The sequence below is a fragment of the Chimaeribacter arupi genome (genome assembly GCF_002858805.1).
GTDB classification, from domain to species: Bacteria; Pseudomonadota; Gammaproteobacteria; order Enterobacterales; family Enterobacteriaceae; genus Chimaeribacter; species Chimaeribacter arupi.
The window spans coordinates 57,959-79,826 of record NZ_PJZI01000009.1 but is presented as its reverse complement, the minus strand read 5'-3'; the positions used below and the strand labels follow the sequence as shown (position 1 = coordinate 79,826).

Below are 21,868 nucleotides of genomic sequence, written 5' to 3'. Positions count from 1 at the left end.
CTTGTGCTTTGAATATTCTGCGTTTTCGCATATAATTACTCCCGTGAATTGATGCCAATTAATTCGCTTAGGCCTCGAAGCTGTTAGCGCAGCTCGGGGCTTTTTCTTTGGTTATCTCCAACTGCAGCTTTGCGAAGTTCATCGCCGTTGACATCAGCCAGCGGTATTCCTCCAGAGATATTTTCTTTTCTCCACGCATGACAAAATCCTCTACGCCACTTGCGGCGAGAGTTTCCATGAGTTCTGGGAATTTTTCGGTTCTGCGAAGGACTGTTGAATCCGCTACGTTGAGCAGCTTTGCAACCACGGTTTGACGTGTATTCGATAGCGCCTGGTGCGCGGTGGCCAGGAGATGACGACCGATAAATACGACGGTGCTCGATTTGCGTGTTGTTGCGTTTTCCATTTGAGATACTTTCCGTATTGAATAAGTAGTTGATTAAGTGGTAAACCGGTTAAGGCTTCCACGATGGTGCTCCAGCATTTCGGCGGGAGCGGTTCAGATTGATAAAGAGCGGTGCTGTTTATGCAGCTGGGCGGTAGATTTGGCCCTGGTACTTCAGAACGCCAGCGGTGACGACTTCCAGTCGGTAAGCATCTTTCTCAGGAATAACTTCCTTCCACTGAGATACAGCTGCGTCGGTCAAACCTAACGCTCTGGCTACCGCGCGCTGAGTTCCGAAGTGGTCGATTACATCTTTCTTGTACATGGACTCGCTCCGAAATTAAAGAACACTTAAATTATCATTCTAAAGGAAACTTAAGTCAACAAGATTTAAGATGTCTTAACTATGAAAATGCAAACGGTCGGCGATCGCATCCGTGCGAGACGCAAAGAGCTTAAGTTGACTCAAAAGGATTTAGCATCCAGAGTTGGTGTATCTCATGTCGCTATCTCTCAGTGGGAGAAAGATGACACCGCACCACGGGGTGATAACTTGCTACGGCTATCGCAAGCGCTGGGGTGCGATGCCTCATACCTTAATAACGGAGATGGCTCGGCCAGCAACGTCGCCCCAGCGTCTATAGACTTTCGCGCAGTTCCTATCATCAGTTATGTACAAGCTGGATACTGGACAGCCGAATGCACCATTCGCTCTATAGAGGGTGATATAGAGTTTTTGCATACGAATATGGACTTATCTGATTCAGCCTTCACCCTAATTATCAAAGGCGACTCCATGGAACCTGACTTCCGGGAGGGGGATGCCGTTGTGATTGATCCAGACATCGCTCCTCTACCTGGCGACTTTGTTGTGGCGAAAAATGGAGAGGAAGAAGCCCTCTTTAAAAAGTATCGACCACGCGGAGTTATCGATGGCGCGGACGTATATGAGTTGGTGCCTCTTAATGAAGACTACCCCACCCTTCGCTCTGACCAAGTTCCAATCCGCATCGTAGGAACAATGGTTGAGCACCGCAGATACCGAAAAAGAAGATCCTGATCACAAAATCAACCCGCCATCGTGCGGGTTTTTTATTATCTCTGCTTAAAAAATCCCTCTAAAATCCAATCACTTTCTTAAATCACGCCAAATAATTTAAGTTTTCTTTAAAATGCCACTTGACCATAGATTTAAGTTGTCTTAAATTTAGCTCCATCAGCAGGACGCAGTACACACCAGGACGGTGGCGCTCTTTAACATTGATGGGGTTTTTCTCCGCAGTAATGCGGGGAACGAGTTTAACCAAACAGGAGGCTATATGTAGCGTTCATGCGGGTTAGACCGCAGCCGAAAGGCAATTCAGCAGTAGTGATGCTGCCCTGAGTCACCATTGAGTGAGCCTGCTTAGCAGCGGGTCAAGGTTTCTAATAAAAAGTAGCTCCGGTAAAGCAGTGCGAACGCCAGACGCACACCGGTTATTAGCGGCACATTGCGACAGTATCTCAAGGGCATGAGCGCAGCCACTGCGAGAGTGTGGCTCAAAGTGAAGTTGGCTTTGGGATTGGATGAATGCAAGCGCATGGCTGGGGATAAGAAGTGGGTACCCGGCGTCGGCTGAAGTCGCGGGATAACAAATCCGTCTTGAACGGTGGCAAAACCAGCGCACGTGAACGGCGAGGAGCACCGGCCATCCAATCACCTAAGCCAATTACCGGAGGTAAACATGACTGTAGTTATCACTCTCTTGGCCTCTGACAATGCCAAGAATCGCCGCAGAGCACGCCGTGCAGCAGAGCGTGAAAGCACTGGAGGCATCAAATGCGCGACCTTGGGGTCGAAGCCAAAGGCTACCACTCAGGCGGTGAGAAAGCCGTTTGAGCGCGTAGTGAAAGCAGTATCCAGTGCTGAAGGGTATGGCCGGCAGCTACAGAAGGCTATCGGCCATCACGAGCCAATCGCTCAGAAGCGCGAAGAGAAGCAGCGCCGTGAACACATGAAGGTGCGCAATCCCCTAGGGCAGCAGGTTAACGCCCGTCAGAAGATGCGCGGCAAAAGCATCCCGTTAATTTGAGTGAGGTAACCATGAGAACAACATCATTCAACTCCGTACAGCGTCAGGCGTTCTGCCAGAAGTTATACGGTCGCCAGTGGAAGGCTAAGTGCAGCAAGGAGCTGAGGTTCGGGGAAGTGCCAGCGCGAAAGGTGTTCTGGCCTGTGTACATATAGCCGCCCACGAGGCGGTTTTTTTATGCCTGCTAACAGGAGAAAGAGATGAGTGAGTTTAAGGGAACGCCGGGGCCGTGGAATGTGCAGTTCGGAGATGAAATATATGCAGGTAGCGGCGTTGATAACGTGCAAGTAGCAACCGTAAATGATTGCCGTGATGCCGCGCTTATATCAGCGTCTCCAAAACTTCTTTTTGCTCTTCAAAACTTAATGAAAGCCATGGAATACGGCAGTTCAGTCGGACTTCGGACTGCTGAAAGGGACGCAAGAGAAGCGATTTCCCAAGCATTGGGCCAGTAACCGCTAACAGGAGAGTGAGATGAAGTGGATTAAATGCAGCGATGCCATGCCCGACCCTGAATCACCTTATAGGGTCTTAGCTTATACGCCCAATAAGCAACCAGACTTAGAATTCCGCCTCATATCGGCCGACCTATTCAAACGCGTATGTACTCAAGCAACTCACTGGAGGTACGTGCTGGCACCCAATGAGTGACACCGCAGAGCTGATTCACTGAGTCAGCTCGACGGTGCCACTGGCTACTTAATCCGGCTTAGGCTGGCACCTTCTGAGACCGCATATTTCTCAGTGAAATGTTTCTCTATTTGGTCAAACAAATTAATCAAATAAGAAGCATCGCCATCTTGCGTGAATTCATGCAACCGCCCTGCTCTAATTAGCTCAATGACAAGTTGCTGGGCTGCTAATTGAGGATTAGTTTTCGGATTGATAATTAAATCTGACATCAGTAGCCCCTTATCAAGATTGCGAAAAAAACACCCTAGCACTTCTCGGTGGTATAAATAAAGAGCAGCGCATCACACTTTGAACCCGCTGTTTTTATTGGTATTTATAGCCATAAATTAAGCCTTAAATATATTTAATCAGTCCCCCAGGAATTAATTAAATTCGCACACCTTTTACTGCATATCAAAACAGCTTCATTTGAGACTGCTCTGCTATGTAAACAATCAACTTAAGGAACCACCCGTGATGGATTTAGCTATCGCAGGCGGCACCATCATGGGTGCCAATAGCTTCAATAACTCTTTACTCGACATTATTACCGAGCGCCTCCGTTCTGGCTGGCGTTCATTCACTCGTTCAGTGAGGCATCCATGAAGTTCACCATCGCCGGTCAGCTTCTCATCATCACGATAAGCGGGAGTAGTCGTGAATATCCAAACAACGCCGCTGGCTATCAGCTGATGGCTCGCGAGTTCTGCCAAAGCAAGGGGCTATTACCATGAACCTGAAATTTGAATGCCGGGACTTTCACATTAGGCCGGCAGCCCGGCCTGGTGAATACAAAGTGGAAGCTATTGATGCAGCCCTATATGGCATCGCTGATGAAAAAGAAATCCTCAATAACCTGGATATCGCAGCGGTAGTTGAGTGGCTTACAGGACAGGGTTACAGCGTTACCGCACCACAGGAGTATGCAGCATGAATGAATGGAGTGATGACGCTTTCATCGCGTTGGTGAAAGACGTGCTGGCTGATGAGCCGGTTGATATTGGCGAGCCGGTTAACCTGGCTGCGGAACGGCAGAACCCAGAGATTAGCTGGGATGAGTTTGCGGGGAACTATCAATGACAGTGAAGAAGGTTTATCAGGCCATCAGCGCGGTGGCCAAGGACATGGCGGCGGTTGGTATCAGCAAAGACCGCCGCAACCAGCAGCAGGGCTTCAACTTCCGTGGCATCGACCAGGTGTATAACGCACTGGCACCCATGCTGGCCAAGCACAACCTGGTCATTCTGCCGCGCATCACAGAGCGCACAGTGACCGAGCGAGCCACACAGAAAGGTGGCGTGTTGTTCTATGTCGTGGTCAGGGCAGAGTTCGATTTCGTGTCTACAGAAGACAGCAGCACCCATACAGTCACCACCTACGGCGAGGCTATGGATAGCGGCGACAAGGCCACGAATAAGGCTATGTCTATCGCCTACAAGTACGCTGCGTTTCAGGCGTTCTGCATTCCCACAGAAGAGACTGCTGTTGATCCTGACTCAGAGGTTCATGAGGTGGCCAGCAGAACACCTGATGAAATCCTGGCTGAATTCACGGCTCAAGCTGGGGCAAGTAACACGGTTGAAGAGTTGAAGGCGATATACAAACCGGCATGGAACTCCCTGGCCAAGCATCCCGAACATCAACAGAAGTGCGTGGAAGTCTTTAAGACACGCGGTTCAGAACTAAAGCAGGCGGCATAAATGGCAAGCAAAGGCATTAACAAGGTAATTCTCGTTGGTAATCTGGGGCAAGACCCCGAGGTGCGTTACATGCCCAGTGGCGGTGCTGTGGCCAACATTACGCTGGCCACGTCAGAATCATGGCGTGACAAAGCAACCGGTGAGCAGAAAGAAAAAACCGAATGGCACCGGGTGGTGCTGTTCGGGAAGCTGGCAGAAGTGGCCGGTGAATATCTGCGTAAGGGTTCGCAGGTATACATCGAAGGCAAGCTGGCCACGCGAAAGTGGACAGACCAAGCAGGTGTCGAGAAGTACACAACAGAGATTCACGTCAACGTTGGCGGAGTAATGCAAATGCTTGGCGGTCGCCAGGGTGATGATGGCCAGCAGCAACGGCCGGCACCTCAGCGCCAGCAGCAAGCGCAACGCCCGGCTCAGCAGGAAGAGCCGCCAATGGATTTTGACGACGATACCCCCTTCTAACCTTCACAGGTAACCCCACATGCTCACCAGCCACGAGCAGGATGTCTACGACAACCTGCCGGTTGAGCTGCGTCCAAAATACCTGGACAAGCTCCGCCGAATCAAAGAAAGGGATGCTCTCATCGTTGCTGGTGCGCTCAAGGCAGTGGAGTGCGCCAGACAGGGATTGCAGCATGAGCGCCTCAACAGGATGAGGCTCAACGCGCTCAACAAGGAAGCGGCGTTCTACCCACTATGCCCTGAGCATATTCTCGCTAAAGACAGGCAGATGTTCACCAGAGAGCAGCCTGCTAACACTGATATTTACCTCGACTACACTAACCCAATCAGGGGCTTTGGCGGCGCTGTCCGTCAGGGTTAATCACGTAAGGACTCATCATGACAGACAAACAGCCCGCCCCGATTGGGGATTGCCACATCGTAGGGAAAGCGGTTGTGCCGGAGGAATTTAGTCAGTTTGAAGCGGTGGCTAAACGGCTTCAGGAAGCACTGGTTAGCGCAAGCATAGAGTGCGCAGGGAAGCAGCAGGAAGCGCTATCCAAGGCAATGGAAGCCTATCTTGAGGTGAGCACACCGAGCGTCATGCTTAGCCTGTTGCGGCAGAATGCTGAGCTTAAGGCAGAGCGTGATGCGCTGGCGGATGAGCTGAATAAGCGACCCGAACCGGCCGTGTATGAGGCGGAGATGAACGGCTTCATGTCTTCTGTCACAAAGTCGCATTATGAAGAGTGCAAACGCTATGGCGTCAAAACGCGCATTCTCTACACCGCCCCGCCAGCGCCGGTGGTGCAGGTGCCAGATGAAAAGGCCGTGAGCAATGACAACGCGCTCTGCGATAACATTGAAAATTATGGCTGGAACTCCTGCCGCGCCGAAGTGCTCCGCCTGAACAGCCAGGTATAGCACCCTTCTCTTTCCGGCGTATACTCCATTCAGGAGGTATGCCTATGTCTTTCAATATCGCAGAACGCAGCAGAGAAGAACGTGACAAGGTGAACGTTGACCTTGCGGCGTCATCAGTCGCATACAAGGAAAGGATGAATCAGCCGGTTATCCCGCAGCATGTGGAAGCGGAGCAGCCGGAGGAATACAGGGATTATTTCAGGGAGAGGCTGCAGCACTACAGGGAGGTAAGTCAGCAGTTCCCGCGTGGGATTGATCCGGTCTACTTTAGGGAGGAGGGAAAGTAATGGATGATTATTTAATCTTTGCAACCGGGTATTCTGGGGAGCCATTACAGTACGTATCAGGTCTACCAAAAGTATCTATCTTAGAAAGTGAGAATCCAAGGATTTGGCGGAGTCTTACCGTTTACCGAATGAAGTCAGGTGATGAATTTTACAACGCTGCATCTGAGTTTACCCCTCCACATCAGTCGGAGCTTGATCATGCAGTAAAGCAATTCAATCCTAAGCCTACTTCAACTAAATAAGACCATAAATGACCCCGCCTCTGCGGGGTTTTTATCACCCATCACAAGCCGCCTTGAGCGGTTTTTTTACGCCTGAAGGAAACCACTATGAAGATTAACATCGGCGATAAATACGTTATTGAAGTGTCATCTCATGACTTTGTCCTGTGTGAGAAGAAAGTCGCCAAAAGCGGGAAGAGTGCTGGTAGTGAAGTGCTGTCACGACTTGGCTATTACAACAAGCTGGAGCAGCTGATCAATGCACTCATTGTTCATGATGTGAAGAAAGAGGATGTGCAGTCATTGCAAGCCATGCAAAAGCACATCGAACTCACCGCCCTGGAGTGCGTAAAGGCTTTTGAGGTGGCACGTGAAGGAAGTCATTAAGGGAGATAAAGAGCCTGTTCACATCGTCGCAGCCATGAAGGCATTGGAAACGCATAAAGCCAAGTATGGCGAGGGCAACAAGTTTCATCCCCGGATTTACTCAGTCGCATATCGCGGCAGGTTCTATCAGATAGAGGTCGTCACCCGGCGCAAGACTATGGCAGCGACGGTGATTACTGGTGTCAGAACGTTAACTAAGGTGTTGGAGGTTGCATGAGCGAGTGGATTAAATGTAGCGAACGAGTACCAAATGAAGGCGGTCGCTATTGGTGCTACGTCGAAGAGCAAAACAGCTTGGGAAAAAGCCATTATCAGTGGAATTGCTCCTGGAATGGTGATTGCTGGGGAGGAGAAGGATTCTTTGGCAAAGTAACCCACTGGATGCCACTACCAGAGCCACCGGAGGTTAGCTAATGCTCGCCGGCTTCGTTCTCTTACTCACCTCATGCACTACTGATTGCCGCACCGTCCCCGTATCAGAAACCATCTTCCCCACCCTGACCGAATGCCAGCAGATGGCTGAGCGCATCAGGATGGTTCGCCCGCGGGTTATTTTGGAATGTGCGGAGGTGCGCCGCTAAGAATGCTTACACCACTTCACCTGCTTATCACTATCGCCGCCCTGGCTATCTATTACGTCCTGATGGGCTAACGCCCCTAACCTTTTACTATCGCGCTATGCGTGAGGAATCACTATGTCCAAACACCTGTTTGTAACTATGCCAGATGAAAGCGTATGGGCTGTACCCGTCAGTATTATTGCAACGCACCGCGCAACTTATTACGCAGGTGAGTGTGGTGGTGACGTTGAGAAAAGCCTTGCTGAAGACACTATGCCACTTTTTGAGCATGACCCATTTGAGGTTGAGGATTGGGCTGCCAATAACATGAACTGGAGCGATGTAGTCGAGCACGCCCGCCTGATTAGCGAAGGTGAAACGGATTATGAGGATGGCTGGGTAAATGGTGAGAAAGAAGTAAAAGACCTGTGACCACCATCCCCGACATCTCCCCGGGCGAGCTAATCACCTGGCTCGCCATCGTCACCCTTTTCATCATCGACAGCTTCATCAGTAAGCCACCAAAGGAGTAGCTATGTCTGACATTACCCTGATCCAAGAAAAAGAAGTCATGGAAAAATTGCAGATTACCTCACGCACAACCATGTGGAAGTATTGTGAGTCGCATAATTTTCCCAAGCCCGTCAGAACGCGCCCAAAAGCATTTCTCAAGAGCGCGGTTGAAGAATGGATACTAAACGGAGGTGTTAATCAGAAAGCTTCCTGATGTGCCAGAACAGCTTATCGGCATGTATCTCATATGCCTTTCTCTGATCCTCTATCCAGTCATGCTTGTTATATACCGCCATTACCCCGCCCAACTCATGCCCAAGCATCCTTTCGGTAACGTGAGGTGCTACCCCTTCCTCCGAAAGACGCGTGACAATAGTTCGCCTAAAGTCATGAGCGCGCCAGTAACCAATATCCATTCCCTCGCGAATACGCAAAATGTAGCGGTTCGCGGCGGCAATGGTTATTGGCTGGCCTACATCATTTCCTGGGAACAATATTTGGTCATAGGTTTCCATTGCCCGTTCCAGTAGCGGCTTCATCTGTTCAAAGATGGGCCGCCTGATGACGTTATGCATCTTGCTGTGCTCTTTCGGAACCGTCCAGACCCATTCGCTCAGATCAAACTCTTTTCTTTCTGCAAGTCGAAGCTCTGATACCCTAGCCCCCCATAGCATCAGCATCTGGTGAAGCAGTTTATTAGATGTAGCTGCTCTGCTTCTTTCAATCGCCACCCAGATACGAGCCAGCTCACTGTATGTCAGCACTCTACTCCCAGTTTCTGAACGCACGCCAACATCCTTCGGGCTGATGCGCATAATTGAGGAGCTATCAATCACCTGACGCCTTATGCACCAATTAATGGCCGTCCTGGCTTGGGACAGCAACTGCCGAGCGCGCCGGGGGTTCTCTTTTTCCTCTTTTGAGAAGAAATCTACCCACTGCTTTACAGTTATATCGGCAATGGGCCTGCCCGAGAATGCGCCTTCTAAGTGCTTAAGCACGGTCGATGTGTACAAAGCCTGCGTTTTTGGGCGCAGGGCTACATCGACGTAATGCTCTTTCCAGTAGCGCAGGCAGTCGCCGACAGTCATGGAGTCACCGCCTGAGGTTTCTTCAAAGTAAGTACGGGGGTCTGTGCCGCCGTCATAAAGAAGGCGCAGCTCTCCGGTAAGTGCTCGGGCATCTTTCAGGCTCAGTGCTGGATATCGTCCCAAGCCAAGGCGCTGGGCCTTACCTTTCCAGCGATAACGATATTGAAAGGTGATCACCCCTTTCGGAGAGATGCGAGCGCTGAGGCCATCTACATCTGAAACTTCTGGAGAACCAGAATATGGTTTACCATGTAATGAACGGAGTTTAGTGTCGCTCAAAGCCATAATTATTTTCTGTACGCAGTGAAAATGAAGTTCTGTACCAACTGTGTACGCAATATTGCATGGACTAAAGAGAACATCAATGAACTGATGTGAACATGTGCGGGCAAGAGCGAGGATGTTTGGCGGGATTGTCACTGCTCAAACAGTATGTTAGCAAACAGAAGTGAACGGATAAAAATCTTGGCAAACAAAAGCGAACAACCTACCTTCCTTATTCACGATTACGAAACCTTCGGCAAAAGCCCGTGGCGCGACCGCGCCGCGCAGTTTGCCGGGGTACGTACCGACATGGATTTCAACATCATCGAAGAGCCGCTGGTGATTTACTGCCGCCCGGCCGATGACTACCTGCCGGAGCCGGAAGCCGTGATGATCACCGGCATCACCCCGCAACATGCCAGGGCGCAGGGGCTGCCGGAAGCGGAGTTTATCCGCCGGATCCATGAGGCCTTCAGCGTGCCGGAGACCTGCATCATGGGGTATAACAATATCCGCTTTGATGATGAGGTGACGCGCAACCTGCTTTACCGCAACTTCTACGATCCGTACGCCTACAGCTGGCAGAACGGTAACTCCCGCTGGGATTTGCTCGACGTGATGCGCGCCTGCTATGCGTTGCGCCCCGAAGGGATCGAATGGCCGGAAAATGAGGAAGGCTTCCCCAGCTTTAAACTGGAGCACCTGACGAAAGCCAACGGTGTGGAGCACACCCACGCCCATGACGCGATGTCCGACGTGTATGCCACCATTGCGATGGCGAAATTGGTGAAGCAGGCGCAGCCGCGGCTGTTTAATTTCCTGCTGACCCACCGCAGCAAACACAAACTGATGACGCTGATTGACATCCCGCAGATGGCGCCGCTGGTGCATGTGTCCGGCATGTTCGGCGCAGCACGCGGCAACACCAGCTGGATTGCGCCGCTGGCCTGGCACCCGGACAACAAAAATGCGCTGATTGTCTGCGATCTGGCCGGCGACATGACGCCGCTGCTCACGCTTGACGCGGACGCACTGCGCGAGCGGCTCTATACCCGCCGCGACCAGCTGGCGGGCGATCAGGCTGCCGTGCCTCTGAAGCTGGTGCACATCAACAAATGCCCAGTGCTGGCCCCGGCCAAAACCCTGTTACCGGAAACCGCCGACCGGCTGGGCATCGACCGTGAACGCTGCCTCGCTAACCTGAAACTGCTGCGGGATAACCCGCAGGTGCGGGAAAAGGTCGTGGCGCTGTATGCCGAAGCGGAGCCGTTCAGCGGCAGTGACGATGTTGACGGCAAGCTCTATGACGGCTTTTTCAGTGAGGCTGACCGCACCACCATGACCATTATCCGCCAGACCGCCCCACAGAACCTGCCGGCGCTGGATCTGACTTTCCAGGATCCGCGTATGGAGGCGCTGCTGTTCCGCTTCCGCGCCCGCAACTACCCGGCCACGCTGGATGACGCCGAGCAGCAGCGCTGGTTGCAGCACCGGCGTGAGGCGCTGAGTGCCGAGCGCGTGCAGCGCTACCTTCAGGAACTGGAGGAGTTGTATAACCTGCACGAAGGGGATAAAGAGAAACTGGTGCTGCTGAAAGCCCTGTACGACTATGGTCGTGAACTGGCGGGCTAAGCCGCCAGGGGGCCGTGAACCGGCAGACTGAACCGCCAGGGGGCCGCGAACCGGCAGACTGAACCGCCAGGGGGCCGCGAACCGGCAGGCTGAACCGCCGCACCAGGCTGCACACGCAAAAAAGCCAGACCGGAGTCTGGCTTTTTTATTACTGTATTGCTGCGGCCGCTGCGCGGGGATTACGCCATCTCGTCGGCGGCATCCTCTTCCATCTGCGGCGGGGTTCTGCTGAAGAAGCGGGTGATGTAAGCCAGGTAAGCCAGGCCAACCGCGCCCCATGCCAGGCCCAGGTACATCGAGCTGGCTTCCAGGTTCAGCCACAGCGCCCCGACCGTCAGCGCGCCGATCACCGGCAGCACCAGGTAGTGCAGCACCTCTTTCGCGGTTTTATTGCGCTTCTCGCGGATAAAGAACTGCGAGATCACCGACAGGTTCACAAAGGTGAACGCCACCAGTGCACCGAAGTTAATCAGCGCCGTGGCAGTGACCAGGTCGAAGCAGACGGCAGACAGCGCCACCACACCTACCAGCACCACGTTAAAGGTCGGGGTACGCCATTTCGGGTGGACGTAACCAAAGATCTTCTGCGAGAAGACGCCGTCACGGCCCATCACATACAGCAGGCGCGACACACCGGCGTGCGCGGCCATGCCGGACGCCAGCACCGTCACACAGGAGAAGCAGAGGATAACCGACTGGAAGAACTTACCGGCCACATACAGCATGATCTCCGGCTGCGACGCATCCGGGTCCTGGAAGCGCGAGATGTCCGGGAAGTAGAGTTGCAGGAAGTACGACACCACGATAAAGATGATGCCGCCAATCAGCGCCGTCAGGAAAATCGCACGCGGGATCACTTTCGCCGCGTTCGGCGTCTCTTCTGACAGCGAGCTGATGCCGTCAAAGCCCAGGAACGAGAAGCAGAGGATGGTTGCGCCGGTAATCATCGGCACCACGTGCGCATTCTCAGACCAGAACGGCTTGCTGCTCACCAGCTGGCCGGTGCCCTCGCCCTGATACACGCCGTGGATCAGCAGGCCCAGGAACACCACCATGATCGCCACCTGCACCACCACGATAAAGCTGTTGAGGTTCGCCACCAGCTTGATGCCGCGCAGGTTGAAGAAGGTCATCAGGCTTACCAGCGCCACCACGAAGATCCAGGACGGCACGCCTGGGAAGATCGCTTCCAGGTAGATTTTCGCCAGCAGGATGTTGATCATCGGCATGAACAGGTAGTCCAGCAGCGACGACCAGCCCACCATAAAGCCGACGTGCGGGCTGATGGCTTTCTGGGCATAGGTATAGGCCGAACCGGCAGAGGAGAAACGCTGCACCAGTTTGCCGTAGCTGACAGCGGTGAACAGCACGGCGATCAGCGCAAAGGCGTAGGCGGTCGCGACATGGCCGTCCGTCAGGCCGGTCACGATGCCGAAGGTATCAAAAATGGTCATTGGCTGCAGATAGGCCAGGCCCATCATCACCACCTGAACCAGCGTCAGGGTTTTATGCAGCTTCACGCGCTGCGCCGCCGGTGCGGCCGCCATCACATCAGCAGACATGGCTCAGCCCTCCCAGCGCGCGCGGGGAAAGGGTAAGGCTCGGCATTACCGGCCTGGGGTATTCATACAGAGGAAACTGGGGGGACACCGCGGCGCGGGTCCGGCACAACCTGGTACTTTTTTCCTGGCTATGACCACAGACGCCGGCGGGCACCGGCACGAACACTTTACTTTGCCCCATCGTTCATTTCCTCATAGTGGCGACCGGTAGAGTTTGGGGTCGCACACGGACTGGTTTGATTATCTATCCGGATCGAAGCCCGGCCTCTTGATATGTAAAAACGCCCTGTTTCCAGCGCGCGTAAATGGTTTGTACAGCCTTGAATGCAAAAAAATAACCGACGCCTGTGAGCGCCGGTTATTTGCAAGCCGCGTATTCTGCCCGAGGGGGGCAAAGATGACAAGATCCAGAGACGCCCTGACACACATTCTTTCAATTCGTGTAAAAAACAGCCAATCCTGCGCAGGCGCCGATCCGCTGTTTTTCTGCCGGTCAGGCGTTTTTCAGCATCCAGTCAATCTCAGTTTCCGTGATAAGCCGCTCAAATTGCAGCAGCTCATCTGATTTACAGGTGTGGTACACGTGGCAGAAGCGCTCACCTAAATAGTGTTTCAGCGGCGACTGCTCTTCAAATTCATACAGCGCGTCACTCTGGCGGATCGGCAGCGGCACGCCCTCTTGTTCCAGCCCGTTGCCGGTCACCGGCTCCGGCAGCGGCAACTCGTTGTCCAGCCCGTGCAGCATCCCGGCCAGCACCGCAGCCACCACCAGATAGGGGTTGGCATCCGCACCCGCGACCCGGTACTCCACACGGTGACTGTTGGCGTCCCCGCAGGGAATACGCAGTGCCACGGTACGGTTATTGTGGCCCCAGGAGGCCTGGTTCGCCACATATTTGCCCGGCTGGAAACGGCGGAACGCGTTGACGTTCGGTGCCAGCAGCGCCATGGATGCCGGCATCAGGTCAATCATCCCGGCCAGCACGCGTTTCAACAGCGCGGAGTCTTCACCGTCGGCATCAGCAAACAGGTTTTTGCCTTGGGCATCCACCATGCTGACGTGGATGTGCATCCCGCTGCCCGCATACTCTTCATAGGGTTTCGCCATAAAGGTGGCGTGCAGGTTGTGGTTTTCTGCCACCTGGCGTACCAGGCGTTTCAGCGCCAGCGCATCATCGCAGGCGCGCAACACGTTGTCGGTATGGTTGAGGTTGATCTCAAACTGGCCGGGCGAGGATTCCGCCACCGCGCCGTCGGCAGGCAGGTGCTGCATCTGTGCCAGCGCGTCAATATCGCTCAGCACGTTGCCGAAATGGTTCAGGTTATCCACCGAGTAGACCTGGGTCTGGATGTTGCGCTCCTGGGTGCCGGGGGCGCACGGGGGTTGCAGGTAGCCCTCACTGTCACGCTGACGGTCGATCAGATAGAACTCCAGCTCTACCGCTACCACCGGGAAGAGTCCGCGTCGGCGCAATGCTTGCCATACATTATTCAGGACATTACGGGGTTCAACGTCAAAGGGAGTACCATCTTCGTCCATCATGGTAAGCAGTAACTGGCCGATGTGCTCCGGGTCAGCGGCGGAGGGCACCAGCGTACCGGGGATAGGCATACAGACGTTGTCAGGCTCGCCCAGCTCCTGGCCGAGACCGGCCTCTTCCACCACATTGCCGAGGATGTCCATCGCGAAGACGGATGAAGGGAAGTAGCAGCCTTTTTCGAGGCGTTTCAATGCAGAGACAGGGATGCGTTTACCGCGAAAACTACCGTTAAGATCGGTGAGGAGGACGTCGACGTGCTGGGTTAAGGGATGGCGTTCCAAGTATTGTTCGACTTCACGTTGGAACGCGCTACTTCGTCTCTCTTCGCTATGCTGCGCGAATTTTTCAACTTCTACCAGATTGGTTTGCATAAATCACCTGCCGTTGTGAGGGTCCGGCGCGGCCCACAGAGGGCTGACTGCACCGTTAACTGATTGTTTTCAAAACCTGGGTCCTGTCTGGGGGCGCTGCGTTGTGCGCTCAAAATATACACCGTCTGCTAGAAACATAGCCCCATCACTTATGTTTTGCAAATGTTACGAGCTGGTTTGAATATTAACCACCGGACTGCTAAATTGATAAAATAATGACCAGGATGTCAAAAAAGCAGCGTTTTTTGGCAAAAATTTAGTCCAGTCTGCGAGGTCAAATAATGGGCAATATATTTAACAGACCGATTGTTGGCGTGGTTATGTGCCGGGAATGTATTGAGGGGCATTACACACAAACCGTTGAAGAAAAATACCTGGATGCGGTGTTCGCAGCCGGGGGGTTACCGGTGGCATTGCCGCAGGTGCTGGCGTCTCAGCCCTATGCGCTCGACAGCGTGATCGCCCGGCTTGACGGGATCTTCCTGACCGGCAGCCCGAGCAATATTGAGCCGCACCATTATGGTGAAGAGGGGATTGAAGAGTGGATCGATCCGGGGCGCGACAAACTGGCGCTGACGCTGATCCGCAGCGTCCTCGACCAGCGGTTGCCGTTGTTTGCCGCCTGCCGCGGGATGCAGGAGCTGGTGGTGGCCACCGGCGGCGCGCTGCACCGGCAGGTGCATAACGAGCCGGGCTTTATGGACCACCGCGAGGATCTCTCACAGTCGGCGGATATTCAGTACGGCCCGGCACACCCGGTGATTGTGGAACCGGGCGGATTACTCGAATCTTTGCTGCCGGGCACACCGTTGTTTGAGGTGAATTCGCTGCACGGCCAGGGCACACGGCGGCTCAGCCCGTCACTGCGCGTGGAAGCCAGCGCGCCGGACGGCCTGGTGGAGGCGGTCAGCGTGCGTGACCACCCGTTCGCCCTGGGGGTGCAGTGGCATCCGGAATGGCGCATCGAGGAAAACCCGGTATCGCGCCAGTTGTTTGAGGCCTTTATTTGCGCATGCCGCGACGCGATGGTTGAGGAGCGCGCGGTGCAGGAAAACGTCCTATGAGCGAAAACGTCCTATGAGTGAAGTCAGCCTGGCACCGGGGCGACGGCTGTCACAGCTGCGCCAGCAACTGGGGTTATCACAGCGCCGGGCGGCCGAACTGGCCGGCCTGACCCACAGCGCCATCAGTACCATTGAGCAGGACAAGGTCAGCCCGGCGATCAGCACGCTGCAAAAGCTGCTGACGGTATACGGGCTGTCGATGGCAGAGTTTTTCACCGATGAGGATCGCCTGAAAACGCCGCAGGTGGTGATTGAACCGGAGAACCTGATTGAGATTGGCAGCCAGGGCGTATCGATGAAGCTGGTCCATAACGGCAACCCGATGCGCACGCTGGCGATGCTGCTGGAAACCTATGAGCCGGGCAGCAGCACCGGCGAGAAGATCCGCCATCAGGGTGAGGAGGTCGGCACCCTGCTGGAAGGGGAAATTGTCCTGACGGTGAACGGCCAGCAATTCCCGCTCCATGCCGGGCAGAGTTACACCATCAATACCGGCATGGCGCACAGCTTTACCAACCTGTCGGCGCAGGTGTGCCGCATTATCAGCGCCCACACCCCGACGACGTTTTAGCGGTCAATCCGCAGGCAATGGCACAGTAATTGCTTCATTTTGTTGCCATCTACGGTGTCTGTTCCGCAGCGTGGGAACCCCGGCCTGAGGTCGCCGCGTTCCCCTGTGGGCAAGAAGCACACCGGGCCTGTATAAGGAGAAGGATATGACCGAGCATATTACCAGTTACTATGCGGCAACAGCCAACCCGCATGAGCCGTGGCCGCAGCTGGCCGGCCAGGTGGAGTGTGACGTCTGTATTGTGGGCGGCGGCTTTACCGGCCTCTCTTCCGCCCTCTACCTGACGGAAGCCGGGTACGATGTGGTGCTGCTGGAGGCGGTGCGTGTCGGCTGGGGAGCCACCGGGCGCAACGGCGGCCAGGTGGTGAACTCTTTCAGCCGGGATGTGGATGTGATCGAGGCGCGTTACGGCCACGACACTGCCCAGGCATTGGGCAGCATGATCTTTGAAGGGGCGGACATCATCCGCCAGCGCATCGATCAGTACGCCATTGATTGTGACTATCGCCCCGGCGGCATCTTCGCCGCCCTCAACTATAAACAGGTGGCCCACCTTCACCAGCAGAAAGCGCTGTGGGAGAAGTATGGGCATCACAGTCTGATCATGCTGGATGAGAGCGGCATCCGGCATGAAATCGGCACCCGGCGCTACGTGGGCGGTATGCTCGACCCGCGCGGGGGCCACCTTCATCCGCTCAATCTGGCGCTGGGCGAAGCCGAGGCGATCCGCCGCCACGGCGGGCGCATCTACGAACACTCGGCCGTCACCCACATTGACCACGGCACCCCGGCGCGGGTGCACACCGCGCAGGGCGAAGTCAGGGCACGGTTTGTGATCATGGCCGGTAACGCCTACCTGGGCGACAGGCTCGAGCCGCGCCTGTCGCGCCTCAGTATGCCGTGCGGTTCACAGATTGTGGCCACCGAGCCGCTGTCTGAGGCGGTGGCCCGGTCGCTGTTGCCGAACAACTACTGCGTGGAAGACTGCAACTACCTGCTGGATTACTTCCGCCTGACCGCGGACCGGCGGCTGCTGTTTGGCGGCGGCGTGATCTACGGCGCGCGCGACCCGGCCGATATTGACCCGCTGATCCTGCCGAAGCTGTATAAAACGTTCCCACAACTGAAAGGCGTGAAAATTGACTACCGCTGGAGCGGTAACTTCCTGCTGACGCTGTCACGGATGCCGCAGTTCGGCCGGCTGGAGAAAAATGTCTACTATATGCAGGGCGACAGCGGCCACGGCGTCACCCTCACCCACCTGGCCGGCAAACTGATTTCTGAAGTGATGCGCGGTGATGCCGAACGTTTCGACGCCTTCGCCAACCTGCCGCACATGCCGTTCTTCGGCGGCCGCAGCCTGCAGGTGCCGTTCACCGCCATCGGCGCGGTCTACTACGCGCTGCGCGACCGGCTGGGGTAGCGTTTAGGGGCGGCAGCCCCGCTATAGTTAAGGAGCACGATGAGATGGAACACGCCCCAATGATGAAAGAAACCGTGGATCCGCCGGTGGAATGGCTTCGCCCGCCGTACCGCATCTCCACCGACCCAGCCCAGCTGGACATTACGGCGATCCACGCTTTCCTGACCCGCTCCAGCTGGGCGGCGGGGATTGATCGCGGGACGGTGCAGCAGTCGGTGGCACACAGCCTGAACTTTGGCTTGTACCACGGGGAGACGCAGATAGGCTTCGCGCGGCTGGTGACGGATTATGCCACCTTCGGCTACCTGTGTGACGTTTACGTGCTGGAGGCGTACCAGCAGGCCGGGCTGGGCCGCTGGCTGATGGCGTGCTGCCAGGCCCACCCGCTGTGGAACCGGCTGCGACGGGTGATGCTGGTCACCTCTACTGCGCCCTGGCTGTATGAAAAACTCGGCTACACGCCGGTAAACCGCGAGAATTTCGTCTGGCAGCAGGTGCAGCCGGATATCTATACCGGCACGCGCTGAGTTACAGTGACGGCTGGGCCACCAGCCCGTCAATCATTACCTGCGGCGTCCCTTGTGAGCAGCGTTCAATACGCCCGCGCACCCCGTACACCTTCGCCAGGCTCGCCGGGGTGATCACCGTTTCCGGTGCGCCGTCCGCGATCAGGTTACCGTTTTGCAGCATCAATACGTGGTCGCCGTGGCGCAGCGCAATGTTGATGTCATGCACCACCACCACCGTCACCATATTGCGCCGCCGGGTTTCACGCCGCACTAAGTCCATTACATGGAACTGGTAGTTGAGATCGAGCGCGCTGAGCGGCTCATCCAGCAACAGCAACGACGGCTGGCGGATCAGCGATTGTGCCAGCCCCACCAGCTGTTTCTGGCCGCCGGAGAGCTGATCGAGGTAGCTGAGCGCCAGATGGGCGATGCCCAGTTGCTCCAGCAGCGCCATCACCTCACTCTCGCCGGCGGCTGTATGGCTGCGCCCGCCCGCGGCACGTTGCGCCACAATAATCGACTCCAGCACATGCAGGTGCACCCCGGCCGGCAGGGACTGCGGCAGGTACACCACCTGCTCTGCCCGGCGGGCAAACGGCATCTGCATCAGGTCCTGCCCGTCCAGCCGCAGTGCGCCCTGCGCCGGGTTCAGCCCGGCCAGTGAACGCAGCAGGGTGGATTTGCCGCTGCCGTTCGGCCCCAGCAGCACCGTGATCTGCCCGCGCGGCAGGTGCGGCACGTTAAGGTCACGGATCACCGGGCGTTTCGGGTAACCGGCGTGGAATGCCTGAATCTCAAGCCCTGCGGTCATACATTCCCCCGGTGGCGTAAAATAATGCTGAGGAAGAACGGCACGCCGACCAGCGAGGTGACGATACCGACCGGAATAATCACGCCGGGGATCAGGTTTTTCGAGGCCACGGAGGCCATCGACAGCACCAGCGCGCCCATCAGTGCACTGGCGGGCAGGTAGAAGCGGTGATCTTCCCCGAACATCAGCCGCGCCATGTGCGGAGCCACCAGCCCGATAAAGCCAATGGGCCCGACAAACGCCACCGCCAGCGCCGACAGAATGCTGATGCGTAAAAGCGTCGCCAGCCGCAAACGCCGCACGTCGATGCCGAAGCTTACCGCACGGTCTTCCCCCAGGCGCAGCGCCGTGAGTTTCCACGCGCTCCCCATCGAGAACGGCAGCAGCAGTGCCACCACCGCCAGCAGGATGCCGAGCTTGGTCCAGTTGGCGCGCGCCAGGCTGCCCATCGTCCAGAACACCAGCCCCTGTAACGTATCCTCGGTGGCGATGAACTGCATCATCGACACCAGCGCGTTGAAGGTGAACACCAGCGCGATGCCGAACAGCACCACGCCGGAGGTGGCCACCCGCGTCCAGCGCGTGACGCCGTCCAGCATCAGCGCCGCCAGCAGCGCAAAGATAAACGCGTTGGCCGAGATAAACCACTGCGCCGGAATGCCGGGCACGCCGATGCCGAGCACAATCGCCAGCGCCGCACCAAAGGCGGCGGCCGACGACACCCCGAGGGTAAAGGGGCTGGCCAGCGGGTTGTTAAGGATGGTCTGCATCTCTGACCCGGCGAGGCCGAGCGCCAGCCCCACCACCACCGCCATCAGCGCATAGGGCAGCCGGATGTCCCAGACGATAACCCGGGTTCCGGCGTCGGCGGTGTCCGGGGACAGCAGCGTATGCCAGAGGGTCGGCAGTGACAGCCCGGCCGGGCCGAGGGTGAAATCAAGAACCAGCGAGCCGAAAATGGCCACAACCAGCAGCGCCATAATTAACAGACGGTGCCGGACAATACGCCGGTAGTGCCCCATTACGCCGGCCTGTGGCGCAGCGGCCGCCAGGCGTGACGGGTCAGTGGTGATGCTCATGTTGTGATTACCTGTTGCGGGTGATTCTTTTCCCGTGCGGCCGGCACATCGCGGTAACGCCGGGGCCTGACGGGAACAGCAAAGACGGTGCGCTGAGTGCGTGCGGCCGGAGGCCGGGCAACGCGGAGCCAACCTTAAAGCAAACGAGAATTCTTATCAATATCATTGATGGGCGCGACAGGGTTTTCAGAAAGGTAACAGGTTGTTTCTGCTCGGTTCCTGCCTGCCCGGCCGGCTCTTCCGCATAAAAAAGGGCGGGTCTGCTGACCCGCCCTGCGTTTACCCGGACGCCGTTACGCTTTGTATTCCGGGAAGTCCATCTCGTGGTATTTCACCACTTTGGTGCCTTTGGTCAGCTTGTAGCCGAACCAGATCAGCAGGAACAGCGGAATGCCGATGTAGGTGGCGGCTACCGACGTCCAGTCGATCTGGTCTTCCAGAAACGCCTGATAGTTCTGCCCAAGTGTAATCACCAGACAGAGCGCAAAGGCGAACATCGGCCCCAACGGGAAGAAGCCGGAACGGTACGGCAACGCCGACAGCGGCAGCCCCTGCTTCACATACCCGCGGCGGAAGCGGTAATGGCTGATGGCAATGCCGAGCCAGGCGATAAAGCCGGTCATGCCGGAGGTGTTCAGCAGCCACAGGTACACGGTCTGGTTACCAAACATGGAGGTCAGGAAGCAGAGCGCCGCCACCACCGTGGTGGCATAGAGCGCGTTACGCGGCACACCGCCTTTGGAAAGGCGGGCGAAAATGCGCGGCGCGCGGCCTTCCGATGCCAGCGTAAACAGCATACGGGTGGAGGCGTACATGCCGGAGTTACCCGCAGAGAGCACCGCCGTCAGGATCACCGCATTCATCACGGCCGCCGCCGAAAGCAGCCCGGCGTTTTTGAAGACCAGCGTGAACGGGCTGACGCTGATGTCGGTCACGTCGTTACGCAGCAGGCTTGGGTCGGTATAAGGAATGATCAGGCTGATGATCAGGATGGCGAAGATGTAGAACAGCATGATCCGCCAGAACACCTGACGCACCGCGCGCGGGATATTTTTCGCCGGGTCTTCTGACTCCCCGGCCGCGATGCCGATAAGCTCGGTGCCCTGGAAAGAGAAACCGGCAATCATCGCCACGCCAATCATTGCGGAGAAGCCCCCGGCAAACGGCGCGTCGCCGATGGTCCAGTTCTGCCAGCCCGCATGTTCACCGCCCTTCATAATGCCGAAAATCATCAGCACGCCGATCACAATAAAGATGATGACCGTGACCACTTTGATCAGCGAGAACCAGTATTCCGCTTCGCCAAACCCTTTGACCGAGATCCAGTTCAACAGGAACATCAGCCCCAGGAACAGGGCGCTCCAGATCCAGCCCGGTACGTCTGGGAACCAGTAGCTCATCAGCAGCTGCGAAGCCACCAGCTCCACGGCGATGGTCACCGCCCAGTTGTACCAGTAGTTCCAGCCCAGGGCGAAACCAAAGCCCTCTTCGACATATTTTGCGCCGTAGGTGGCGAAGGAACCGGAGACCGGCATAAACGCGGCCAGTTCGCCGAGGCTGGTCATCAGGAAGTAAACCATCAGGCCGATCAGCGCATAGGAGAGCAGTGCGCCCCCCGGCCCGGCCTGTGACACGGTGGCGCCGGAGGCCACAAACAGCCCGGTACCGATCGATCCACCAATCGCGATCATCGTCAGGTGACGCGCTTTAAGCTCACGGCGCAGGGCCGGTTGCGGCTGCGAATTATTAGTATGTTGTTCCGCCATTGTTACCCTATTTTTGTTCGTC

The 21,868-nt window shown here is 56.2% G+C and carries 33 protein-coding genes; 24 read left to right on the top strand and 9 right to left on the bottom strand.

The window, feature by feature from the left end:
- Nucleotides 1–67: 67 nt before the first annotated feature.
- Nucleotides 68–406, bottom strand: a complete 339-nt coding sequence (locus tag CYR52_RS07480; RefSeq protein ID WP_101828322.1) for a hypothetical protein — start codon at nucleotides 404–406, stop codon at nucleotides 68–70.
- Between the two features lie 118 nt (nucleotides 407–524).
- Nucleotides 525–710 (bottom strand): Cro/CI family transcriptional regulator, encoded by a 186-nt coding sequence (locus CYR52_RS07475; RefSeq protein ID WP_101828321.1) that lies wholly within the window; start codon nucleotides 708–710, stop codon nucleotides 525–527.
- An 81-nt stretch (nucleotides 711–791) separates the two neighbouring features.
- On the opposite strand from CYR52_RS07475, the gene CYR52_RS07470 reads away from it, so the two are divergent.
- The 4 genes from CYR52_RS07470 to CYR52_RS23075 all read left to right on the top strand — a co-directional run bounded on the left by CYR52_RS07470 (nucleotide 792) and on the right by CYR52_RS23075 (nucleotide 3,108).
- Nucleotides 792–1,445, top strand: a complete 654-nt coding sequence (locus CYR52_RS07470; RefSeq protein WP_101815163.1) for a LexA family protein — start codon at nucleotides 792–794, stop codon at nucleotides 1,443–1,445.
- 664 nt (nucleotides 1,446–2,109) lie between these two features.
- Nucleotides 2,110–2,457: a hypothetical protein gene (locus tag CYR52_RS07465; protein ID WP_165699073.1), complete on the top strand. Its 348-nt coding sequence runs from the start codon at nucleotides 2,110–2,112 to the stop codon at nucleotides 2,455–2,457.
- 200 nt (nucleotides 2,458–2,657) lie between these two features.
- Nucleotides 2,658–2,912, top strand: a complete 255-nt coding sequence (locus tag CYR52_RS07460) for a hypothetical protein (RefSeq protein ID WP_101828319.1) — start codon at nucleotides 2,658–2,660, stop codon at nucleotides 2,910–2,912.
- A gap of 19 nt (nucleotides 2,913–2,931) precedes the next feature.
- Nucleotides 2,932–3,108: a DUF551 domain-containing protein gene (locus CYR52_RS23075; protein WP_101828318.1), complete on the top strand. Its 177-nt coding sequence runs from the start codon at nucleotides 2,932–2,934 to the stop codon at nucleotides 3,106–3,108.
- A 44-nt stretch (nucleotides 3,109–3,152) separates the two neighbouring features.
- On the opposite strand, the gene CYR52_RS07450 is transcribed toward CYR52_RS23075, so the two are convergent.
- Nucleotides 3,153–3,359: a hypothetical protein gene (locus CYR52_RS07450; protein ID WP_101828317.1), complete on the bottom strand. Its 207-nt coding sequence runs from the start codon at nucleotides 3,357–3,359 to the stop codon at nucleotides 3,153–3,155.
- 247 nt (nucleotides 3,360–3,606) lie between these two features.
- Between CYR52_RS07450 and CYR52_RS07445 the strand changes: the two genes are divergently transcribed.
- The 15 genes from CYR52_RS07445 (at nucleotide 3,607) to CYR52_RS07390 (ending at nucleotide 8,376) form a co-directional block, all read left to right on the top strand.
- Nucleotides 3,607–3,735, top strand: coding sequence for a protease FtsH-inhibitory lysogeny factor CIII (locus CYR52_RS07445; RefSeq protein ID WP_101828316.1), 129 nt, complete (start codon nucleotides 3,607–3,609; stop codon nucleotides 3,733–3,735).
- Nucleotides 3,732–3,863 (top strand): hypothetical protein, encoded by a 132-nt coding sequence (locus CYR52_RS23000; protein WP_277622362.1) that lies wholly within the window; start codon nucleotides 3,732–3,734, stop codon nucleotides 3,861–3,863. The genes CYR52_RS07445 and CYR52_RS23000 overlap by 4 nt, the downstream gene beginning before the upstream one ends.
- Nucleotides 3,860–4,063, top strand: a complete 204-nt coding sequence (locus CYR52_RS07440) for a thioredoxin reductase (protein WP_101828315.1) — start codon at nucleotides 3,860–3,862, stop codon at nucleotides 4,061–4,063. The genes CYR52_RS23000 and CYR52_RS07440 overlap by 4 nt, the downstream gene beginning before the upstream one ends.
- Nucleotides 4,060–4,209, top strand: a complete 150-nt coding sequence (locus CYR52_RS22610) for a hypothetical protein (RefSeq protein WP_165699074.1) — start codon at nucleotides 4,060–4,062, stop codon at nucleotides 4,207–4,209. The genes CYR52_RS07440 and CYR52_RS22610 overlap by 4 nt, the downstream gene beginning before the upstream one ends.
- Nucleotides 4,206–4,829, top strand: coding sequence for an ERF family protein (locus CYR52_RS07435; RefSeq protein WP_101828314.1), 624 nt, complete (start codon nucleotides 4,206–4,208; stop codon nucleotides 4,827–4,829). The genes CYR52_RS22610 and CYR52_RS07435 overlap by 4 nt, the downstream gene beginning before the upstream one ends.
- Nucleotides 4,830–5,291, top strand: coding sequence for a single-stranded DNA-binding protein (locus CYR52_RS07430; protein WP_101828313.1), 462 nt, complete (start codon nucleotides 4,830–4,832; stop codon nucleotides 5,289–5,291). It begins immediately after the preceding gene.
- Nucleotides 5,292–5,310: 19 nt separating this feature from the next.
- On the top strand, nucleotides 5,311–5,652 hold the full coding sequence (locus CYR52_RS07425; RefSeq protein WP_101828312.1) for a hypothetical protein: 342 nt from the start codon (nucleotides 5,311–5,313) through the stop codon (nucleotides 5,650–5,652).
- Nucleotides 5,653–5,669: 17 nt separating this feature from the next.
- Nucleotides 5,670–6,194 (top strand): hypothetical protein, encoded by a 525-nt coding sequence (locus tag CYR52_RS07420; protein WP_146001330.1) that lies wholly within the window; start codon nucleotides 5,670–5,672, stop codon nucleotides 6,192–6,194.
- 44 nt (nucleotides 6,195–6,238) lie between these two features.
- Entirely contained in the window at nucleotides 6,239–6,481 is a 243-nt protein-coding gene (locus CYR52_RS07415; RefSeq protein ID WP_101828310.1) for a DNA polymerase III subunit theta, read from the top strand.
- Nucleotides 6,481–6,723: a hypothetical protein gene (locus CYR52_RS22355; RefSeq protein ID WP_146001329.1), complete on the top strand. Its 243-nt coding sequence runs from the start codon at nucleotides 6,481–6,483 to the stop codon at nucleotides 6,721–6,723. The genes CYR52_RS07415 and CYR52_RS22355 overlap by 1 nt, the downstream gene beginning before the upstream one ends.
- Before the next feature lie 87 nt (nucleotides 6,724–6,810).
- Nucleotides 6,811–7,089 (top strand): DUF5405 family protein, encoded by a 279-nt coding sequence (locus CYR52_RS07410; protein ID WP_101828309.1) that lies wholly within the window; start codon nucleotides 6,811–6,813, stop codon nucleotides 7,087–7,089.
- On the top strand, nucleotides 7,073–7,306 hold the full coding sequence (locus CYR52_RS07405; RefSeq protein WP_101828308.1) for a DUF4060 family protein: 234 nt from the start codon (nucleotides 7,073–7,075) through the stop codon (nucleotides 7,304–7,306). Before CYR52_RS07410 ends, CYR52_RS07405 begins: the two co-directional genes overlap by 17 nt.
- A complete protein-coding gene (locus CYR52_RS07400) occupies nucleotides 7,303–7,503 on the top strand; it encodes a DUF551 domain-containing protein (protein WP_241522401.1) in 201 nt (66 codons plus the stop codon). Before CYR52_RS07405 ends, CYR52_RS07400 begins: the two co-directional genes overlap by 4 nt.
- Nucleotides 7,504–7,784: 281 nt before the next feature.
- Nucleotides 7,785–8,081, top strand: a complete 297-nt coding sequence (locus CYR52_RS07395; RefSeq protein WP_072930011.1) for a hypothetical protein — start codon at nucleotides 7,785–7,787, stop codon at nucleotides 8,079–8,081.
- 103 nt (nucleotides 8,082–8,184) lie between these two features.
- The gene (locus tag CYR52_RS07390; RefSeq protein ID WP_101828307.1) at nucleotides 8,185–8,376 is read left to right on the top strand and encodes a helix-turn-helix transcriptional regulator; all 192 of its coding nucleotides are present in this window, start codon (nucleotides 8,185–8,187) and stop codon (nucleotides 8,374–8,376) included.
- Here CYR52_RS07390 and CYR52_RS07385 read toward each other — a convergent pair.
- Nucleotides 8,357–9,538, bottom strand: a complete 1,182-nt coding sequence (locus tag CYR52_RS07385) for a tyrosine-type recombinase/integrase (RefSeq protein WP_101828306.1) — start codon at nucleotides 9,536–9,538, stop codon at nucleotides 8,357–8,359. The genes CYR52_RS07390 and CYR52_RS07385 overlap by 20 nt on opposite strands.
- A gap of 180 nt (nucleotides 9,539–9,718) precedes the next feature.
- Between CYR52_RS07385 and sbcB the strand changes: the two genes are divergently transcribed.
- Nucleotides 9,719–11,149, top strand: a complete 1,431-nt coding sequence (gene sbcB / locus CYR52_RS07380) for an exodeoxyribonuclease I (RefSeq protein WP_101828305.1) — start codon at nucleotides 9,719–9,721, stop codon at nucleotides 11,147–11,149.
- 179 nt (nucleotides 11,150–11,328) lie between these two features.
- On the opposite strand, the gene CYR52_RS07375 is transcribed toward sbcB, so the two are convergent.
- The gene (locus CYR52_RS07375) at nucleotides 11,329–12,711 is read right to left on the bottom strand and encodes an APC family permease (protein WP_072932846.1); all 1,383 of its coding nucleotides are present in this window, start codon (nucleotides 12,709–12,711) and stop codon (nucleotides 11,329–11,331) included.
- 493 nt (nucleotides 12,712–13,204) lie between these two features.
- Nucleotides 13,205–14,623 (bottom strand): glutamine synthetase family protein, encoded by a 1,419-nt coding sequence (locus tag CYR52_RS07370; RefSeq protein WP_072932848.1) that lies wholly within the window; start codon nucleotides 14,621–14,623, stop codon nucleotides 13,205–13,207.
- Nucleotides 14,624–14,904: 281 nt separating this feature from the next.
- On the opposite strand from CYR52_RS07370, the gene puuD reads away from it, so the two are divergent.
- The 4 genes from puuD to CYR52_RS07350 all read left to right on the top strand — a co-directional run bounded on the left by puuD (nucleotide 14,905) and on the right by CYR52_RS07350 (nucleotide 18,208).
- Nucleotides 14,905–15,687, top strand: a complete 783-nt coding sequence (gene puuD / locus CYR52_RS07365; protein WP_072932850.1) for a gamma-glutamyl-gamma-aminobutyrate hydrolase — start codon at nucleotides 14,905–14,907, stop codon at nucleotides 15,685–15,687.
- Nucleotides 15,688–15,700: 13 nt separating this feature from the next.
- Nucleotides 15,701–16,258: an HTH-type transcriptional regulator PuuR gene (gene puuR, locus CYR52_RS07360; RefSeq protein WP_072932852.1), complete on the top strand. Its 558-nt coding sequence runs from the start codon at nucleotides 15,701–15,703 to the stop codon at nucleotides 16,256–16,258.
- A 145-nt stretch (nucleotides 16,259–16,403) separates the two neighbouring features.
- Entirely contained in the window at nucleotides 16,404–17,681 is a 1,278-nt protein-coding gene (locus CYR52_RS07355) for an NAD(P)/FAD-dependent oxidoreductase (RefSeq protein ID WP_072932855.1), read from the top strand.
- Nucleotides 17,682–17,725: 44 nt separating this feature from the next.
- A complete protein-coding gene (locus tag CYR52_RS07350) occupies nucleotides 17,726–18,208 on the top strand; it encodes a GNAT family N-acetyltransferase (protein WP_241522400.1) in 483 nt (160 codons plus the stop codon).
- Between the two features lies 1 nt (nucleotide 18,209).
- Here CYR52_RS07350 and CYR52_RS07345 read toward each other — a convergent pair whose 3' ends face one another.
- The 3 genes from CYR52_RS07345 to CYR52_RS07335 all read right to left on the bottom strand — a co-directional run bounded on the left by CYR52_RS07345 (nucleotide 18,210) and on the right by CYR52_RS07335 (nucleotide 21,846).
- On the bottom strand, nucleotides 18,210–19,001 hold the full coding sequence (locus CYR52_RS07345) for an ABC transporter ATP-binding protein (protein ID WP_072932873.1): 792 nt from the start codon (nucleotides 18,999–19,001) through the stop codon (nucleotides 18,210–18,212).
- The gene (locus CYR52_RS07340) at nucleotides 18,998–20,080 is read right to left on the bottom strand and encodes a FecCD family ABC transporter permease (protein ID WP_072932876.1); all 1,083 of its coding nucleotides are present in this window, start codon (nucleotides 20,078–20,080) and stop codon (nucleotides 18,998–19,000) included. Before CYR52_RS07340 ends, CYR52_RS07345 begins: the two co-directional genes overlap by 4 nt.
- 293 nt (nucleotides 20,081–20,373) lie before the next feature.
- Nucleotides 20,374–21,846, bottom strand: a complete 1,473-nt coding sequence (locus CYR52_RS07335) for an amino acid permease (protein WP_072932878.1) — start codon at nucleotides 21,844–21,846, stop codon at nucleotides 20,374–20,376.
- Nucleotides 21,847–21,868: the final 22 nt, after the last annotated feature.

Bases quoted from the DNA above. Each gene is read 5' to 3' on its own strand.
- CYR52_RS07480 (WP_101828322.1), bottom strand. From the start codon at position 406: ATGGAAAACGCAACAACACGCAAATCGAGCACCGTCGTATTTATCGGT.
- CYR52_RS07475 (WP_101828321.1), bottom strand. From the start codon at position 710: ATGTACAAGAAAGATGTAATCGACCACTTCGGAACTCAGCGCGCGGTA.
- CYR52_RS07470 (WP_101815163.1), top strand. From the start codon at position 792: ATGAAAATGCAAACGGTCGGCGATCGCATCCGTGCGAGACGCAAAGAG.
- CYR52_RS07465 (WP_165699073.1), top strand. From the start codon at position 2,110: ATGACTGTAGTTATCACTCTCTTGGCCTCTGACAATGCCAAGAATCGC.
- CYR52_RS07460 (WP_101828319.1), top strand. From the start codon at position 2,658: ATGAGTGAGTTTAAGGGAACGCCGGGGCCGTGGAATGTGCAGTTCGGA.
- CYR52_RS23075 (WP_101828318.1), top strand. From the start codon at position 2,932: ATGAAGTGGATTAAATGCAGCGATGCCATGCCCGACCCTGAATCACCT.
- CYR52_RS07450 (WP_101828317.1), bottom strand. From the start codon at position 3,359: ATGTCAGATTTAATTATCAATCCGAAAACTAATCCTCAATTAGCAGCC.
- CYR52_RS07445 (WP_101828316.1), top strand. From the start codon at position 3,607: ATGGATTTAGCTATCGCAGGCGGCACCATCATGGGTGCCAATAGCTTC.
- CYR52_RS23000 (WP_277622362.1), top strand. From the start codon at position 3,732: ATGAAGTTCACCATCGCCGGTCAGCTTCTCATCATCACGATAAGCGGG.
- CYR52_RS07440 (WP_101828315.1), top strand. From the start codon at position 3,860: ATGAACCTGAAATTTGAATGCCGGGACTTTCACATTAGGCCGGCAGCC.
- CYR52_RS22610 (WP_165699074.1), top strand. From the start codon at position 4,060: ATGAATGAATGGAGTGATGACGCTTTCATCGCGTTGGTGAAAGACGTG.
- CYR52_RS07435 (WP_101828314.1), top strand. From the start codon at position 4,206: ATGACAGTGAAGAAGGTTTATCAGGCCATCAGCGCGGTGGCCAAGGAC.
- CYR52_RS07430 (WP_101828313.1), top strand. From the start codon at position 4,830: ATGGCAAGCAAAGGCATTAACAAGGTAATTCTCGTTGGTAATCTGGGG.
- CYR52_RS07425 (WP_101828312.1), top strand. From the start codon at position 5,311: ATGCTCACCAGCCACGAGCAGGATGTCTACGACAACCTGCCGGTTGAG.
- CYR52_RS07420 (WP_146001330.1), top strand. From the start codon at position 5,670: ATGACAGACAAACAGCCCGCCCCGATTGGGGATTGCCACATCGTAGGG.
- CYR52_RS07415 (WP_101828310.1), top strand. From the start codon at position 6,239: ATGTCTTTCAATATCGCAGAACGCAGCAGAGAAGAACGTGACAAGGTG.
- CYR52_RS22355 (WP_146001329.1), top strand. From the start codon at position 6,481: ATGGATGATTATTTAATCTTTGCAACCGGGTATTCTGGGGAGCCATTA.
- CYR52_RS07410 (WP_101828309.1), top strand. From the start codon at position 6,811: ATGAAGATTAACATCGGCGATAAATACGTTATTGAAGTGTCATCTCAT.
- CYR52_RS07400 (WP_241522401.1), top strand. From the start codon at position 7,303: ATGAGCGAGTGGATTAAATGTAGCGAACGAGTACCAAATGAAGGCGGT.
- CYR52_RS07395 (WP_072930011.1), top strand. From the start codon at position 7,785: ATGTCCAAACACCTGTTTGTAACTATGCCAGATGAAAGCGTATGGGCT.
- CYR52_RS07390 (WP_101828307.1), top strand. From the start codon at position 8,185: ATGTCTGACATTACCCTGATCCAAGAAAAAGAAGTCATGGAAAAATTG.
- CYR52_RS07385 (WP_101828306.1), bottom strand. From the start codon at position 9,538: ATGGCTTTGAGCGACACTAAACTCCGTTCATTACATGGTAAACCATAT.
- CYR52_RS07375 (WP_072932846.1), bottom strand. From the start codon at position 12,711: ATGTCTGCTGATGTGATGGCGGCCGCACCGGCGGCGCAGCGCGTGAAG.
- CYR52_RS07370 (WP_072932848.1), bottom strand. From the start codon at position 14,623: ATGCAAACCAATCTGGTAGAAGTTGAAAAATTCGCGCAGCATAGCGAA.
- puuD (WP_072932850.1), top strand. From the start codon at position 14,905: ATGGGCAATATATTTAACAGACCGATTGTTGGCGTGGTTATGTGCCGG.
- puuR (WP_072932852.1), top strand. From the start codon at position 15,701: ATGAGTGAAGTCAGCCTGGCACCGGGGCGACGGCTGTCACAGCTGCGC.
- CYR52_RS07355 (WP_072932855.1), top strand. From the start codon at position 16,404: ATGACCGAGCATATTACCAGTTACTATGCGGCAACAGCCAACCCGCAT.
- CYR52_RS07350 (WP_241522400.1), top strand. From the start codon at position 17,726: ATGGAACACGCCCCAATGATGAAAGAAACCGTGGATCCGCCGGTGGAA.
- CYR52_RS07345 (WP_072932873.1), bottom strand. From the start codon at position 19,001: ATGACCGCAGGGCTTGAGATTCAGGCATTCCACGCCGGTTACCCGAAA.
- CYR52_RS07340 (WP_072932876.1), bottom strand. From the start codon at position 20,080: ATGAGCATCACCACTGACCCGTCACGCCTGGCGGCCGCTGCGCCACAG.
- CYR52_RS07335 (WP_072932878.1), bottom strand. From the start codon at position 21,846: ATGGCGGAACAACATACTAATAATTCGCAGCCGCAACCGGCCCTGCGC.